The organism is Acinetobacter sp. QJM3NY_42 (assembly GCF_056173745.1).
The window spans coordinates 1031877-1047848 of record NZ_CM149689.1; the positions used below are offsets into that span (position 1 = coordinate 1031877).

Annotated in this window: 13 protein-coding genes; 8 read left to right on the forward strand and 5 right to left on the reverse strand. The window is 41.4% G+C overall.

Annotation, left to right across the window (positions count from 1 at the left end; genetic code table 11):
* Positions 1-20 precede the first annotated feature (20 nt).
* The gene (locus AC0VYT_RS04785; RefSeq protein ID WP_005015020.1) at positions 21-392 is read right to left on the reverse strand and encodes an MCR_0457 family protein; all 372 of its coding nucleotides are present in this window, start codon (positions 390-392) and stop codon (positions 21-23) included.
* A gap of 106 nt (positions 393-498) precedes the next feature.
* Here AC0VYT_RS04785 and surE point away from each other — a divergent pair, with 106 nt between their 5' ends.
* From surE to AC0VYT_RS04800, 3 genes are all read left to right on the forward strand, one after another.
* The gene (surE, locus tag AC0VYT_RS04790) at positions 499-1272 is read left to right on the forward strand and encodes a 5'/3'-nucleotidase SurE (RefSeq protein WP_005015018.1); all 774 of its coding nucleotides are present in this window, start codon (positions 499-501) and stop codon (positions 1270-1272) included.
* A 121-nt stretch (positions 1273-1393) separates the two neighbouring features.
* Positions 1394-2215: a peptidoglycan DD-metalloendopeptidase family protein gene (locus AC0VYT_RS04795; protein ID WP_005015016.1), complete on the forward strand. Its 822-nt coding sequence runs from the start codon at positions 1394-1396 to the stop codon at positions 2213-2215.
* Between the two features lie 98 nt (positions 2216-2313).
* Entirely contained in the window at positions 2314-3243 is a 930-nt protein-coding gene (locus AC0VYT_RS04800) for a LysR family transcriptional regulator (RefSeq protein ID WP_005405327.1), read from the forward strand.
* 55 nt (positions 3244-3298) lie between these two features.
* On the opposite strand, the gene AC0VYT_RS04805 is transcribed toward AC0VYT_RS04800, so the two are convergent.
* Positions 3299-4513, reverse strand: coding sequence for an aspartate aminotransferase family protein (locus AC0VYT_RS04805; RefSeq protein WP_005404836.1), 1215 nt, complete (start codon positions 4511-4513; stop codon positions 3299-3301).
* A gap of 161 nt (positions 4514-4674) precedes the next feature.
* Here AC0VYT_RS04805 and grxD point away from each other — a divergent pair, with 161 nt between their 5' ends.
* Positions 4675-5016, forward strand: coding sequence for a Grx4 family monothiol glutaredoxin (grxD, locus tag AC0VYT_RS04810; protein WP_005015011.1), 342 nt, complete (start codon positions 4675-4677; stop codon positions 5014-5016).
* Positions 5017-5071: 55 nt separating this feature from the next.
* Here the strand turns inward: grxD and AC0VYT_RS04815 are convergent, their stop codons facing one another.
* Complete coding sequence (locus tag AC0VYT_RS04815) at positions 5072-7705, reverse strand: Lon protease family protein (protein WP_034429925.1); 2634 nt, start codon at positions 7703-7705, stop codon at positions 5072-5074.
* 181 nt (positions 7706-7886) lie between these two features.
* On the opposite strand from AC0VYT_RS04815, the gene AC0VYT_RS04820 reads away from it, so the two are divergent.
* The 4 genes from AC0VYT_RS04820 (at position 7887) to rpmE (ending at position 12034) form a co-directional block, all read left to right on the forward strand.
* Positions 7887-10040 carry an AmpG family muropeptide MFS transporter gene (locus AC0VYT_RS04820; RefSeq protein WP_005404838.1) on the forward strand — a complete coding sequence of 718 codons (2154 nt, stop codon included), beginning with the start codon at positions 7887-7889 and terminating at the stop codon, positions 10038-10040.
* A 2-nt stretch (positions 10041-10042) separates the two neighbouring features.
* Positions 10043-10444: a lactoylglutathione lyase gene (gene gloA / locus AC0VYT_RS04825; RefSeq protein WP_005015008.1), complete on the forward strand. Its 402-nt coding sequence runs from the start codon at positions 10043-10045 to the stop codon at positions 10442-10444.
* Positions 10445-10603: 159 nt separating this feature from the next.
* Positions 10604-11605, forward strand: coding sequence for a bile acid:sodium symporter family protein (locus tag AC0VYT_RS04830; protein WP_005015007.1), 1002 nt, complete (start codon positions 10604-10606; stop codon positions 11603-11605).
* Between the two features lie 204 nt (positions 11606-11809).
* Positions 11810-12034 (forward strand): 50S ribosomal protein L31, encoded by a 225-nt coding sequence (rpmE, locus tag AC0VYT_RS04835; RefSeq protein WP_005015004.1) that lies wholly within the window; start codon positions 11810-11812, stop codon positions 12032-12034.
* A 59-nt stretch (positions 12035-12093) separates the two neighbouring features.
* On the opposite strand, the gene AC0VYT_RS04840 is transcribed toward rpmE, so the two are convergent.
* On the reverse strand, positions 12094-14229 hold the full coding sequence (locus AC0VYT_RS04840) for an EAL domain-containing protein (RefSeq protein WP_005404230.1): 2136 nt from the start codon (positions 14227-14229) through the stop codon (positions 12094-12096).
* Positions 14211-15965, reverse strand: coding sequence for a hypothetical protein (locus tag AC0VYT_RS04845; protein WP_005015002.1), 1755 nt, complete (start codon positions 15963-15965; stop codon positions 14211-14213). The genes AC0VYT_RS04840 and AC0VYT_RS04845 overlap by 19 nt, the downstream gene beginning before the upstream one ends.
* Between the last annotated feature and the right edge of the window lie 7 nt (positions 15966-15972).

Here is a 15972-nt window from a genome sequence, read left to right on the forward strand (position 1 = left end):
TATATTTTTAAGTCGATGTCTTACTCAAAGTCCAGAACATCCTGACATACTGATTTCTGTTCTTCCTGATCAGCTTCTTTTGCAGCTGAACGTGCTTCAGCAAGCACACGTTTATACTCTATATCATTTTGCAAACGGGCATAAGTCATTGAGGAATCAGAGTATTCTCCCAGATAGCTATTAATCAGCTTTTGGATGTTAGTGTCCAGACGAGTATTTTTCCCCAAGATTGCTGGACATACCTCTGCCAGTACCTGAGTGCCTGCAATATCTTCTTTGACCAGTGTATCAGCCTCTTGCTGAGTCAAGCCCTCATGGGCCAGTGCCACCTGAGACATGACTGCAACAAACCCCAGACTCATTAGTCCCCGTAATAAAAATGAATTAATCATTGTTTTCACAAATTTATAGGTAGATGTAGAGAGTCAAATATATATAATTTATTGAATAATTCAATTTAATGTCCTCTACAGTCATTTTTTTAACCGAGATTTTTGTGTGAATATTCTAATTGCCAATGATGATGGTGTGTTTGCTCCAGGCCTACAGGCGCTTGCACAAGCCTTGAAACCTTTAGGTCGTGTAGTTGTGGTTGCTCCTGAAGCCGAGCGGAGTGGTTATTCGAGTGCGTTAACCCTAGACCGTCCTTTAAGACCGGTACCTATTGCTGAAGATGTTTGGGCTGTTAATGGCACACCTGCAGATTGTGTTTACCTGTCTATGAATGGCCTGTTTGATTTCGAGTTTGATCTGGTCGTCAGTGGTATCAATAGTGGAGCTAATTTAGGCGATGACGTACTGTACTCTGGCACAGTAGGTGCTGCTTTTGAAGGCCGTCTCATGAAGCAGCCGGCTATTGCCGTTTCACTTGCTGGCGGTAATGTACGCTCATATGTACATCCTGATGAGTTCAAAGTTGCTGCTCGTTGGGTTCATGATTTTATTGCTCGTGGTTTGCCCCAGTTACCACCACGTCATATCTTGAATATTAATATTCCAGACCTACAGGAACTTAAAGGTGCCCAGATTACCTATCAGGGGCAGCGTTCTCAATCTAAACCGATTACCAGCCATGTAGACCCACGTGGCCGCCAAGTGTACTGGATTGGTCTGGCTGGTGAGGCAGTAACAGAACCGCGAGAAAATATTCACCAGATTCAATCGGATTTTTTTGCAATTGCCAATGGTTATGTGAGTATTACGCCAATTCAGATGGACGCCACCAACTATGCAATACTGGAGAGTTTACAAACAGATCTTGAGCTCAGCTAAACACGGACAAACCAGTTATGTTATAAGTTTGTGAAAAAGGAAAGGTGAAATGATTTTCACCGGACTTTTTTGATACCCTTAGCGCAGTTGTTTTTTGAGTCTATATAAGAGAGGGAGATCAATGCAATTGGTTCCACAACACCGCCTATTTCCTGTTCCAACTACAACAATCATGAAAAAAATAGTGTTGTCGGTTGCTGTTGTTTCTACCCTGATTCTTACAGGTTGTGCTTCTAAACCTCAGATCAATAATCCGACTCGTTATGCAACTGCACCAGATTACTATACAGTACGCTCTGGTGACACCTTAAGCGGTATTGCAGCGCGTTATGGTCTGAGCTATTTAAGTATTGCTGAAATGAATGATATTTCAGCCCCTTACCGGATTTATGTAAACCAGTCACTGCGCCTGAAAAATTCAGGTACACGCCGTAGTCAAACCCAGTCGATGACCCAGGCTGCCCCAATTCAGCGTCAGCGTGTTGCTCTGCCAACACCGCCGCCTGTAACGACAACTACTCGTACGACTGTCCAGCCAACCAGCCCTACACCGAGCATACCGGTTCGTAGTACGACATTACGATGGGTGAAACCGGCCAATGGGCCTGTACTTCAGGCTTATAATCCGGTAAGTAATATTAAAGGAACCCGTTTTTCAGGAAATCTGGGCGATCCGGTATTTGCAGCAGCAGACGGACAGGTGGTTTATGCGGCAGATGGCTTGAAAGAATATGGAAATCTGGTCCTGATTAAGCATATAGATGGTTATATTAGTGCTTATGCACATAATAGTAAAATGCTGGTAAAAAGCGGTGATAATGTAACAGCAGGACAAAAAATTGCTGAAATGGGTTCTAGTGGTACGAATCAGGTTATGCTGGAATTCCAGATCCGTCTGGATGGTAAACCGATCAATCCGGCAAGCATTTTACCGATTAATTAATAAATTAATGCAAAACTAGAAAATCCCCGTATAATACAACGAGTTGTTTTTATCAAATATTGAATAATAAAGACAGCTCAAAGTTCAGAGGGAATTTTATGTTAGATCAACTCCGGGCAATGGGAGTATTTGCTTGCGTTGTTGAAAAAAGCTCGTTTAGCGGTGCGGCTCGTGAACTTGGTATTACGACTAGCGCCGTCAGTCAGCAAATCCGCTCATTAGAAAATGAAATGGAAGTAATTCTTCTACATCGTTCTACCCGGAAGTTGAGTCTGACCGAAGCGGGACAAGCTTTTTTCCACAGCTGTCGAGAAATGCTCGCTGCTGCTGAACGTGGAAAGGTTCGAATTAATGAACTGCGCGATGAACTGGTCGGTGACCTGCGCATTGCGACCACGCCAGAAATAGGTGCCATGCATCTTGTACCTGCTCTGTCTCACTGGATATCTGCACATCGCGGTTTATCTGTTCATTTTGAGGCTGAGAATAAATATATTGACCTGATTGAAGGCCGTATTGATATTGCTGTACGCATGAGTTCAAAAATAGAGGATTCTAATCTGACCGCCGTGCCGCTGGCCCGTGTTGAGCAGATTCTGGTTGCTTCTCCAAGTTACCTGAACCAGTCTGCTCCAATATCACGTCCTGAAGATTTAAAAAATCATGATCTTATTCCAATTAATGTCATGAATAATTATCAGCAGTTTTCATTCCAGCATGGTGTGACAAGTGAAGTTGTTGACCTGGAAATGCGTAGCCGTCTGTACAGTAATAATGTGCTGGTTGCGAAATCATTATGTCAGCATGGACATGGCTTGGCGCGTATTCTTTATCTGGATGTGCAGAAAGATCTGATTAATGGATCTTTGGTTGAGGTATTGCCTGAGTGGAAACTGCCTGCTTTTACTCTTTATGCAATTATCTCTCGACGTGAACAGCAGCCAATGAAAATTCATCGCTGTCTGGATGCTCTGAAACAGTATTTTAGTCAACTTCCCGGTGGCAGAGTCTATCAGGAAGCATCTTAAACAAGAGTATAAAAAAGCCGCACTGAGCGGCTTTTTTATATTACTTTCTTATCTGTTAAGCCTCAAGAAAACTCTTGATTGCCGGAATTAGACGCTGAATCAGATCATCGGCTTGCTCTTGTGTCATATTAAGTGGCGGCAATAAACGGACCACAGAACCAGCAGTTACATTAATAATCAGTTTGTACTCGTCGCGTGCAATATTTACCAGTTTGCCACAGTCTTTCGGTAATTCAATACCAATCATCATTCCGAAACCGCGGACTTTAACCTGATATTCTTTCAGCTGTTCACGAATCTGGTCCACAATATATTGACCGATTTGAGCTGCGTTCTCCAGCGCATTTTCCTTTTCCAAAAGTTCAAGTACGGTATAAACCACACGTGAACCCAGTGCTGAACCACTATAGGTTGATCCATGATTTCCAGCAGCAAGTACGCCTACACCACGGCCTTGAGTCATTACCGCACCAATTGGAAAACCGTTGCCTAGGCCTTTAGCAGTCGTCAGTACATCTGGAATAATATTGGTATGCTGGTAAGCAAAATATTTGCCGGTACGTCCATTTCCGGTTTGTACTTCATCCAGCATCATCAGCCAGTTGTGCTGGTTGCAAATTCGACGGATATCTTCCAGATAGCTAAAGCCTTGTGCTGCAGTATTCACGCCACCTTCACCCTGAATAGGCTCAATCAGGATAGCGACAATATCCGGATGCTGAAGTGCAGCCTCTTCAATGGCTTCGAGGTCGCCAAATGGTACACGGATAAAGCCTTCTACCAGTGGAGCAAAGCCTTCCTGGACCTTTTTATTACCTGTGGCAGATAAAGTTGCCAAAGTCCGTCCATGAAAAGACTTGTCCGCTACAATAATTTTAGGGGTAGCTATACCTTGCTGATAACCGTATTTACGTGCAATTTTGATGGCACCTTCATTGGATTCAGCACCACTGTTTGAAAAGAAAATCTCTTCCATACCAGAGACCTGGGCCAGTTTCTGCGCAGCAGCTGTTTGCCAAGGCACTTCAAACAGATTGCTGGTATGAATGAGAGTCATCGCCTGTTCGGCAATTGCTTCGGCCAGTACTGGGTGAGCGTGGCCTAAACCGCATACGGCAATACCAGTAAGTGCATCCAGATACTCGGTGCCATCTTCGGTATAAAGATACGCTCCTCGACCTCGGACAAAACTGATCGATTGACGGCCAAAGACTGGCATCAGATGCGATGGTTGATCAGCTTGTACGGGGGCGAGGGTAATATTATTCATGGCTAACTCTTGATGTTAGGTGGATTAAAAAGTTTATATAAGCAAAAACAGCCTCAGAATAAAAGGCCAAAAATCAAATTAACATAGAAATATCTTTGACACGGACCCAGTTTTCCTCAGTTTTAGGTATAATGGCCGATAGAATAGTTGAGGATTGATCTATGACTGAACAAGCACGTGATACTGAAGCGTTAATTCGCGATCAAATCGCTAAACATGCTGTACTTCTTTATATGAAAGGCACTCCACAATTTCCGCAGTGTGGTTTCTCAGCGCGTGCTGTAGAAGCACTCAGTCAAATTGGCCGTCCATTTGCGTATGTAAATATTCTGGAAAATCAGGATATTCGTGCAACACTGCCTAAAATTGCTAACTGGCCAACTTTCCCACAACTCTGGGTAAATGGTGAGCTGGTAGGCGGAAGTGACATTATGCTGGAAATGTTTCAAAATGGTGAGCTCAAGCCATTGGTCGAGCAGTATAGCCCAGCTCCAGAAGCTTGAGTAACTGCCCAACCATAAAAAAGCGCCTTGTTAAAGGCGCTTTTTTATTAAGAGGTCAGGGCTGACCAGAAAGTTCGGCAGATATATTACCTGCTGGTATTTGATCGACTGTATTCCCTTCAATGGCAATCTTTACTTCATTTTTCTTCTTTTTTTTCTTCTTTTTTTTCTTCTTCTTAGGTTCCTCACTCATTTCTTCACCATCTTCAAGTGCTTGCCAGTATTCAAGCTGCTCCATAACTGCCGCATAGATGGAACCTTTACTATAACGGCCTTTTTTATCTAATGTACCTACAGGTTGGGCCATTAAAATCTCTAGCGCCTGATCAATCGTGCTAATAGCATGGACATGAAACTGGCCGGCATTGACGGCATCAATCACATCTTGGCGTAGCATCAGGTGCTGCATGTTTTGGCGTGGAATAATGACGCCCTGCTTTCCAGTCAGACCTTGCAGTTTACATGCATCAAAGAAGCCTTCGATCTTGGCATTGACGCCACCCACCGGCTGTACCTGACCAAGCTGGTTCATAGAGCCTGTAATTGCCCAAGACTGGTCAATCGGAATCTGACTAATAGCAGAGAGCAGGGCCGATAACTCTGCAACAGTGGCGCTATCTCCATCTACTTGTCCATAACTCTGTTCAAAAGCCAATGCTGCCGAGAAATGAAGCATTTGCTCGCGGCCAAAATGTGCTTTCAAAAAGCTGGACATCAGTAGTACGCCTTTAGCATGCAAAGAACCACCAAGTTCAACACTGCGTTCGATATCAAGAATATCTCCACCGCCTTGGTATACCGATGCAGTCAGGCGGGAAGGCAGACCAAACTCTACATCTGCATAATGAATTACAGATAAGGCATTAATCTGGCCCAGGCGGTGCCCAGACGTTTCAATCAGCTGAGTACCGCGGGACAGGTCCTGCCAATAAAGCTCCCTTAAATAACCTAAGCGATATTTACGGTGGTCAAGTGCCATATTGATGTATTTGGCAGAAACCACCTTGTCACCCGCCTGATGGGCATGATGATGAGCTTCACGTATCAGGTCACCTAAAGTCAGTGCATGTAAAGACAGAGAACTTTGATCTTCTGCCTGGCGGCTTGAGTCTGTTAGGAGCGCAGCAAGTGCAGAGCGGTCAAAGGGTAATAACTTATCTGCCTGTACATAATCTGCAATGAGCTGCATGTAAGCCTGTTCGTTAGTGTCATTACGTTGTAATGTATCAGTAAAATCTGCACGGATTTTAAAAATACTGTCGAGTTCTGGTTCAACCTCCAGAATCTCATAATAAATTTCAGGTTCAGCTAGTAGAACCACCTTTAAGTTTAAAGGTACAGGTGCAGGTTCGATTGAAATACTGCCAGTCAAAGTTAGCATATGTTCAAGCGATGATAATTTAAGCTGCCCAGACTTTAAGGCACGTTTTAAACCCTGCCATGCATAAGGCTGTTCTAAAAGCTGTTCTGCTTCTAAAATTAAGAATCCGCCGTTGGCTTTATGCAGTGCACCAGGGCGGATCAGACTAAAATCTGTACTGATCGTACCATTTTGAGTTAGCTGCTCAACATGGCCTAAAAGATTGTAGTGGGTCGGGAAGTCTTCAAAAATAACAGGGGCGCCACTGTTTGGCTTATTACTGACTATAGTATTGACCTGATAGCGGGAAGGGACACGACTGAATAAAGCCGGTGAGAATTCGTCTTCTTCCTGATCCAGAATCATCTCGACATTTTCAATAATGTTTTCTGCATATTGCTTCAGGTATTTCTCTAAGCCGGCAACTTCAGCATATTTATTGAGAATACTCTCAATTCGTGGCATTACCACCTGTTTAGCAATTTCGCGGTTCAGGTCTGACACCTGATCTCTGGCTTCATCTTCAAGATCACCCAAATGTAAGCCCAATCGCTCCAGTTTTTTATCCATATAACGCATATTGGATGCGATTTCAGCACGTTCTTTGCTGCTCAGTGCATTAATTTCAGTCTGGCTCAGTTCTTCAAGTTTGCCATCTTTAATCTGTACAGGAACAAAGCAATGCTGTTCTTGATGGGAGACCAGTTTAAGGTCAAGGCCTTCGCCCTCTCTGGTTAATTCTACCAGTGCCTGCTGCTGTTCATTGCCGGTTTGCTGACGAATTAACTCGATCTGGTTATGATAGGTCTCGGCACTAAAGCGCCGTTCTAACTGTTTGAGTGCAACCTGCCAGGTTTGATGCAGGGCTTTTTGAAACTTGGGTCCATGTCCGGCCGGAAAACGTAGTAGTATGGGCTGGCGGGCATTTTCAAAATTATTGACATACACCCAGTCGTCTGGCGTAGGCATGGCTTTGGCATGCTGCTGTAACAGGCGCCGGATCATAGTACGTTTACCCAGACCTGCTGTACCTACAGCAAAGATATTATAGCCTGAATAAGGTAGCGTAATTCCGGCCTCGACAGAGGCTTTGGCCCGGTCTTGACCTAAAAAATTATTAAGGGGCTTGATCCGTTTTGTTGAGGAAGGAATTTTCTCCAGATCAGGAATATGAGTAAGCTGTTCTGGCTTGAGCGTAGTTAAGTTTAAAGTATTTTGAATTTCAGTCCGGTCCAATGCTGATGGATAGGCATGATCAAGTTGTTTCTCAAGATTAATTGTAGTAGTGGTAGATAAAGAAGATGTCATTTGATCGAGTCTTTGGGTCACTGTAAAATCCAAAACTTAGTATTCGCTAGAGTTTTAAAGGTATACAGGTTTAAGGGAAAATATCAAGCAGGCGAATCAGCTTTCATTATAAAAGACAGCGGATTTCATAAAAAGCATTGAAACCTGATCAATTAAACGTTTGAATAGCAAAATTTAAGATTCACTGGAAAATAATTATTCAATGTCCACACAAAGTTCAGGATGGAAAGCCGCTTTCTTAGCCTTTCTTGACCGCCGAGCCCTTATTATGCTGTTTTTGGGTTTTTCTGCCGGTATCCCTATTTTATTGATTTTTTCAAGCCTGTCACTGTGGCTGGGCGAGGCAGGTATAGATAAAAGTGCAGTGACTTTTTTTAGCTGGGCAGCATTGGGCTATTCTTTTAAATTTGTATGGGCTCCTTTAATTGATGAGCTGCCTGTCCCGTATCTGACCAGAACTCTAGGGCGTCGCCGAGCGTGGTTGCTCATTGCACAGTGTTTGATCATTACTGCAATTTGTATTATGGCTTTTTCTGATCCGGCGCTCGGGCAGAGTCATCTGATCCAGATGGCAGCAGGTGCGGTATTACTAGGTTTCTCGGCAGCAACACAAGATATTGTAATTGATGCCTACCGAATCGAGCTTGCTGAAACAGAAATGCAGACAGTCCTTGCATCTACTTATAATGCCGGTTACCGGATTGGTATGATTGTTGCCGGTGCAGGTGCTTTATTCCTGGCAGCATATTTAGGAACTGCTAAAGGTAATTATATCTATACTGCATGGCAGACTACTTATCTGGTTATGGCAGCCGTCATGTTAGTTGGTGTATTGACTACACTTATTATTCGCGAGCCACAAGTAAACCGTATCTATAAAGAATATAAACGTAGTGATTACTACCGGCTGGTGGCAGTATTTTTTGTTGCGGTCATCAGCTTCGTTACTGCCTATATTTACTCAGGTACTGCTGTTGAAGCACTTGTTTATAATATGGGTATTGAAGATAGTTTTCTTTTGTTCCTGTTTGAAGCTTTGCGCTTTTTAGGCTCAGGCGCAGTATCAATACTGGTGGGTGCTACGCTGGTAAAACTGGGCGCTGTAAACCGGCAGATGGCTTTTGAAACCTGGGTAAATCCAATATTAGATTTTTTTAAACGCTATGGACTAAAACTGGCGCTGGTATTATTGCTGTTAATTGGTTTTTACCGGATTTCCGATATTATTGCTGGTGTCATATCTAATGTGTTTTATCAGGATCTCAATTTTAGTAAAGAACAGATTGCCGAAGCGGTTAAAGTGTATGGCGTAATTTTTAGCCTGATCGGTGGTTTCTTGGGCGGTTTGCTGGCGCAGCGCATTAATATTATGAAATTAATGTTTGTAGGGGCAGTATTGGCCAGTTCTACCAACTTAATCTTTATTGGCTTGGTTAAATCTGGTCAGCCATTAGGTGATATTGAAATTTCAGTGGGTCATCAAACTTATCAGACTACTACAGATGAAGTAGGAACTTGGAGTGTAGCAATACCCAACAGCCAGCTTGCACAGCAAAGCCAGATTTCAGTAAAAACTCAGTATGCAGATAGTCCTGAGCAGGTTAATGCCTATATACCTTATTTAACTCAGGATCATAACCGTTCTCAACTGCTGTTGTTACCCATTACCAGTGATAACCAGCTGGATCAGCAGGAGCAGAAAAATAGTCTGGTGGTAAGAGGGCAGTATGCTGGTCCTGCTTTTAATCCAGAGCAAAAAATAGTTTTACATCTGGATGGTCATAATTTCGATGCCAAACTTGATGACAACGGTATATTTAGCGCAGCAATAGATGCTCATCTGCTAGTCAATTCTCCAAGTAAAACAGTGATTGCGGAGTTGATAGAAAACAAGCAGGTAAAATTACAAACCACACACTCTTATAAAGTGAATAATTTAAAAACAGCCAAACAGCTTGATATCGATATTCAGCCACTTTCTGTTGTTGACCCCCAAAAAGACACAACAGTTGTAAGTGGTAAAGTCATTAAACCTTATAGCTCGCTCTGGTTATATTTTGCCATTATTGTTGATAATCTGGCGTCCGGTCTGGCAGGTGCGGCATTTATTGCCTTTTTATCTAGCTTGACCAGCGTTTCTTTTACCGCTGTTCAATATGCTATTTTTAGTTCACTTATGACATTAACTCCTAAGATTTTAGGAGGGTATTCAGGTACTATTGTTTCCAATATCGGTTATCCAAAGTTTTTCCTTATGACTACACTAATCGGTATCCCGATTTTGGTATTAGTCGTATGGGTAGCAAAATTACTGCGAGAACATCAATCTCTAGAATCTGAACATAAAGGTGATTAATCATGCGCATGCTGCATACCATGTTACGAGTAGGCAATTTAGAACAGTCTCTCAAGTTCTATACTGAAGTGCTCGGTATGACTTTACTTCGTAAACGTGATTATGAAGAGGGCCGCTTTACTCTGGCATTTGTAGGATATGGTGATGAAGCAAACCATACAGTACTTGAGTTAACCCACAATTGGGATACAGAAAGTTATGAATTGGGCAATGCTTACGGTCATATCGCCATTGCAGTAGAAGATGCCTACAAGGCATGTGAGGAAATTAAAGCACGTGGTGGTAATGTGGTTCGTGAAGCTGGACCGATGAAAGGCGGAGTTACCGTAATTGCCTTTGTTGAAGACCCAGATGGTTATAAGATTGAGCTAATTCAACAGGACGACAATGCCAGAAACAATTAAGTAAAAGACTAAGTGTTCAAAGAAAATACCGAACATTTTAGCTAAACACTAGCTTAAATAATTACGCTCAGTAAGATGAAACTTTACCTAAGGGTAAAATCATCTGACTGGGCTTTTCTATTATTAATTTTCAGCCTATAAAAAAACAGGATGTTGATTATGAATATATTAAAATTACTGGCATTGGACCGCTTTACTATATTGCTGATTGTAATGGTTATACTGGCAACTTTTTTACCAGTAAGTGGTGAGCCAGCTAAAGTCTTCGGGGTTATTACCAATATAGCGATTGCCATTTTATTTTTTCTGCATGGAGCAAAATTATCACGCCAGGCAATTGTTGAAGGTATATTGCACTGGAAATTGCATGTAGTGGTTTTTGCTTTTACGTTTGCTCTATTTCCTATCATTGGCCTATTAGCCAAACCTGTGCTACTTCCGATGCTTGGTGAGCAACTATACTTGGGTTTTCTGTTTATGTGCTTTTTGCCATCTACAGTTCAATCTTCAATCGCTTTTACTTCAGTTGCCAAAGGCAATGTTGCGGCGGCAGTATGTAGTGCTTCATTTTCAAATCTAGTGGGTATGTTTATTACTCCGGTTCTTGTCAGTCTTTTTATTTTTGGACAATCCAAACATGATTATGATCCGACTTCATCCATTATAGAAATTACTTTATTACTCCTTGTTCCATTTATTGCGGGACAGTTATTAAGGCCTTATGTTTTTCCCCTTATGCAGAAAGCGCCAAGCATTGTAAAAACTTTTGATCAGGGCACTATTTTAATGGTGGTCTATGGCGCATTTAGTGGTGCTGTTGTAACAGGTCTCTGGCAACAGGTAAGCTGGCTGACTCTATTTAACCTGACTTTAATATGTTCAGTGTTTCTGACAGTGATTATGTTGTTGGCTTGGTATATTCCTAAATGGCTGGGATTCAACAGACCAGACCAGATTGCAGTATTTTTTTGCGGTTCAAAGAAGACCTTGGCTAGTGGTGTACCCATGGCACAGATTCTGTTTGCAGGGCAGCCACTTGGCATGATTGTTCTACCGATTATGATTTTTCATCAGATTCAACTTATGGTCTGCGGCGTAATTGCTAATTATTGGTCTAAACAGGACACTGAGGAATATATGGGTGAAGAGGCGGCAGAATAATTCGCTATAAATTAATTTTTAATTTATAATACTGGCCACTTGTTGTGCTTAGCCCTGACGGAAACCGTCTCGGTGGGCCAAGAGAATGGTCTGTTGTGGTGTTGATCTGCTGTGGTTTTTATTAAGCCCGGCCTTCCTCAAATGATTTGAGAGTGGTCAATTGCGATGACAGCAAAACCTTTCTTTACTTAGGAGTAATCGACGATGCGCGCCGATATTCACCCAAAATATGAAAAACTTGTTGCTACCTGTTCTTGTGGTAACGTAATCGAAACTCGTTCTGCTTTAGGTAAAGAAACTCTTTATCTGGACGTTTGCTCAGCTTGTCATCCATTTTATACTGGTAAGCAGAAGAATGTTGACACTGGCGGTCGTATTGACAAGTTCAAACAACGTTTCGCTGGTATGTCACGTTCTATCAAACGTTAATACTAGAAAAAAAACGGGCATTAAGCCCGTTTTTTTACGCTTGAAAACAACAGCCTGAATTACTGATCCTGTACATCAGTTAAGAATTCCAGTTTTTTCTGGAAATAATTACCTTCCAAATAACGTGCTTCAATATTCCATGCATTGGCAAACAGGTTCATGTCATCAAGTTCACGCAAAATAATTTCAATGGGCTTAATTGCCAGGAAATTGATAATTTTTTCTTGCAGGTTGCCTAGTTCTTTATCATTAGAAATCAATTGTGTTAACTGTTGAGCTAAGGTGACATACTGTAGCTCTATCTGATTTAGTAATGATTCACTATAAATAGAATTTCCAAAATTCCGGATTGAGATCTCTGCACCATATTGATGTAATAGCGCAATCTGCTTTTGTGCTGCCGGTAAATTGTAAAGAATTTCTTCCTCAGCAAATTGCAAAATAAGTGGATGGGACTGTTTACTACCAATAATGGTAATAAGTTTAGCCACCAATTCAGGAAGCTGTGAGTCATTAAATAAAATATGCTGATTCAAGTTAACAATCAGTCTGGCGTCAGGGTATTGGCGAATAAAATTATGTAATTGTTTACAGGCTTCTACCAGTACCCAGCGATCAAGTTTGATTGAAAGCTCATTGTTTCCTTGTAGGTCAGCTAAACCGGAAAATTCTTGCCAGCGATTTTCATAAATAATACCGCTGGTAACTTCATAAGTATAAAGATTGATATCTTGCTTATCATAAAGCTGTTGATATCTTAAATGAATATCTGCCTGCTGGAGTTTCTGGGCCAATACTTGTACCAGTGAAGGGGTAGAAATGGCTGCGCTCAGAGCGGTTTCTGGAACTTCAGGTACCGGAGCCGGCTCAACTTCAAGCGGAGCAGTTAATTCTAGTTCAGGCTCATGTTCCAGCTCAGGCAGGTGATGATTAAATGCATACTCCAGAAGCTCTTCGAAATGATCATTGTCCCGAATTTCATCTGGAATGAGTGTATAACCAATTTGTAGTTGCAAAGAGAAATTCACATCATTAACTGTCAGAAGCTGGGCTTTTTCGAGGGCGCGCAGACTCATTAACTGAGATTCTAATATTTCTTCAGATTCTGCTTGGAACAGGGCACCATATAATATGGTATGAACTTTAAAGACCAGCGTATGAGTTTGCTCTCTAATAAAGTCTTCAATATTCAAAAAGTAAGTTTTTAAAGTATTCCAGTCACTCTTGAAAATCTGATCAGAACAGGTGGCCAGACTAAATACCACCAGAGCATTAAATTTTGCAGGTTGGCTAATTAAATAACGGTTGACCAGCTGGAAAGGGTTAACTGAACTTGAGTTTTTCTCTGATATCTGGGGTGAGCTATTATTAGAGAGCACGGTATTAGAATTACTTGAGTCACAATTAATTCTAATTTGTAGAGCGTCTTCCTCTGCAGCAGATACAAATTCAAGTTCAAGTGCGGATGAACAGGCAACCTGACTGTTTAGAGTGCGTATTTCGAAATGCCCCTGATCAAACTGCCCCTGACTGATTTTTTTAAAACGCTGTTTAAAATCATTCAGATCTTCAGGCTGTAATATATCTAAAAGAGGTAATCCAATAACTTCATCTTCTTTTTCCAAGCCGAATAAATTCAGGTATTCATTATTTGCCTGAATATGAATTCCTTCCTGAATAATGGCAACAGCTTTATGACTTTCCTGAACCAGGGTCTGGGCCTGATTCTGGGCCATCTCAAGTTCAATACTTAAACGCTGTTGAGCCTGTACCAGTCGGTAATATGAAAGTGCCCGTACCAGCCCTATATAAAAACGTTCTGGAAAATCTAAGTTAATGACATCATAGATACCTTTATATATATAGTGATTATATTGTGCCGGTTCATATTGATCAGGCTTTATAAGGAGCACCGGTAAACTTGGCTGGGTTGATGCCTGTACGATTGAAAGAGCCTGTTCAACTTTAAGATCATAGGCCCGGCCGAAAATAATCAGATCCCAATCCAGATGAAGCTGCTTTTCAAAACTTTTTAAGTCATCCAACAGCACCGCCTGTACAAGATGATCTTGCTGAGCAAAAATCTCTATAATCTGGTTATAACGGATCTGATTATCATCAATAATGAGTAGACGCGTTTCAGTACGTTTAAATTTTTTGGAGAGTAGCGGGTTTCTCACTTCAATGCTTCCCATAAATCTTGTTTATTTAATTCTTGCGCCTGTTTATCCATAAACTGATCGAGTAACCCCTGTTGCTGCTCGTTAATCAACTCAAAATTGAACTGGATAAAGCTTTGGGTAATCAACAATGCCTTGGTAAGACAAATTTTGATTTCTTCCTGGCCCAAGCGCAAGTAAATAGTTTGGTGTTCTTTAAAGGTTTGTGAACCTGGTAAAATAAGGGTGACCTGCTGCTGAAAGACGGCCTTTTGAATAAGTAAAGCAGGATGATAATTAATTGTATGAAGATCAATCTGCATTCGAACTGCGCACGGATACATCTCTTGTGCCAAAATTTCCAGTCCAAGTTCCAGGCTTTTATTGGTAGACTGCTTAATCCAGCGAATGACTCCACCTCGCCATTTCTCTTGGGTTTCTTCCTTAACCAGTATAAATTCGCCTGTGCGTAAATTTTTTGGGGTTTCACCTTTCCATTTAATTCGGTAACCATTTAAGCTGACATCAAGCACGCTGGTCTGATAAAGCTGTTTGGCTTCTCGATCCAATAGCCGGCTAGAATTGACCTGGGGAAGAGTATCAGGCGTATCTTTATCCCAGTTTAATAATAATTTTGATTCACTTTGAAAGCCATAATTATTTTCCAGCATTAATGTTTCATTAAAAGTCTTGGCTTTTGAAAGATAGAAATGTGCGGACAATAAACTAAAACAGATATCTAGCTGTGCAGAATATTGATAGCGGTCATGACGGCGTTCTGTCGTGCTGCCTAAAATGGTTTGTACATGGAATTTGAGTGCCAAACTTAAATTTTTCTGTTCATGTTTTGATAAAAATTCTGGCGTTCTTCCAAAAGTCGCATTGATGTGTTCCAGCAATTCCTGAGTAGTAATAAAAAAACTGGGTTCAAAATCCGGATTCTGTTTTTTCTGGTGAATTGGTGGGTAGTCTTTATTGCAATCTACAACATATTTGGTAAGAGTCGTTGCTCTAGGTAGAATTTGGATCAGCTTGGCCCAGTCAAAACTGCATTGATAAAGTGACTGAATTTCAGAGGGCCGAATTTGATGGGCATTAAAAATGTCCAGTAAGATCAGCTGGGCATAGGTCTGATTAATATTGGCTAAAATATTTTGAGTGCCCTGTATCTGGTTAATATTGTTCATATGAAAATCATTTTTTAAAGCAATATCATACAGTTGATGAGCAATGAGCCATTGACCGGTAAAATAGTGACTATAAAGTATTTGCTGTTGATACAGTAGGCTAACAAGTTGTTGCAGGGCATAATAAATTGCCAATGTTCGAGCTATAGATAAGTTTTTTTTCTGGTTAAAAGCAAAAAGAGAAAATTTTTGGTGAGCGAGCTGCTCGTGCGCAGAACGCGCAATATTAATATAAACTCCTGCAAAGTGACAGCGTAGTAGCATAGCCAGTTCAATAATATGCTCATTACGGTCAGTACTGATAGGGCCCTGATTAAAAAAATGTTTTTCTAAGCTGGTCAGTACTTTATCTATGGTAGGATGCAAACTATGAATCAGGTCAAATCTGAGTGTTTCACTACATTTTAAGTGAGAGATTTCGAGTACGGCATGAAATAGGGACTTAGAGGTGTCACCAAGCTGCATGAAAGACAGATTACCTGCCCACATTTCCAGATCTTTCACTGTAGCAGGTGCAAAGCTAAGTTTTTCCCTATCAAGAACATTGGGGGAATGAAATATTTCTGAAAATGTACTATTCATCATACTTATT

What these genes read in the sequence shown, in the direction of transcription:
- AC0VYT_RS04785 (WP_005015020.1), bottom strand. Translation starts at nt 392, where the DNA reads ATGATTAATTCATTTTTATTACGGGGACTAATGAGTCTGGGGTTTGTT.
- AC0VYT_RS04795 (WP_005015016.1), top strand. Translation starts at nt 1,394, where the DNA reads ATGCAATTGGTTCCACAACACCGCCTATTTCCTGTTCCAACTACAACA.
- AC0VYT_RS04800 (WP_005405327.1), top strand. Translation starts at nt 2,314, where the DNA reads ATGTTAGATCAACTCCGGGCAATGGGAGTATTTGCTTGCGTTGTTGAA.
- AC0VYT_RS04805 (WP_005404836.1), bottom strand. Translation starts at nt 4,513, where the DNA reads ATGAATAATATTACCCTCGCCCCCGTACAAGCTGATCAACCATCGCAT.
- grxD (WP_005015011.1), top strand. Translation starts at nt 4,675, where the DNA reads ATGACTGAACAAGCACGTGATACTGAAGCGTTAATTCGCGATCAAATC.
- AC0VYT_RS04820 (WP_005404838.1), top strand. Translation starts at nt 7,887, where the DNA reads ATGTCCACACAAAGTTCAGGATGGAAAGCCGCTTTCTTAGCCTTTCTT.
- gloA (WP_005015008.1), top strand. Translation starts at nt 10,043, where the DNA reads ATGCGCATGCTGCATACCATGTTACGAGTAGGCAATTTAGAACAGTCT.
- AC0VYT_RS04830 (WP_005015007.1), top strand. Translation starts at nt 10,604, where the DNA reads ATGAATATATTAAAATTACTGGCATTGGACCGCTTTACTATATTGCTG.
- rpmE (WP_005015004.1), top strand. Translation starts at nt 11,810, where the DNA reads ATGCGCGCCGATATTCACCCAAAATATGAAAAACTTGTTGCTACCTGT.
- AC0VYT_RS04840 (WP_005404230.1), bottom strand. Translation starts at nt 14,229, where the DNA reads ATGGGAAGCATTGAAGTGAGAAACCCGCTACTCTCCAAAAAATTTAAA.
- AC0VYT_RS04845 (WP_005015002.1), bottom strand. Translation starts at nt 15,965, where the DNA reads ATGATGAATAGTACATTTTCAGAAATATTTCATTCCCCCAATGTTCTT.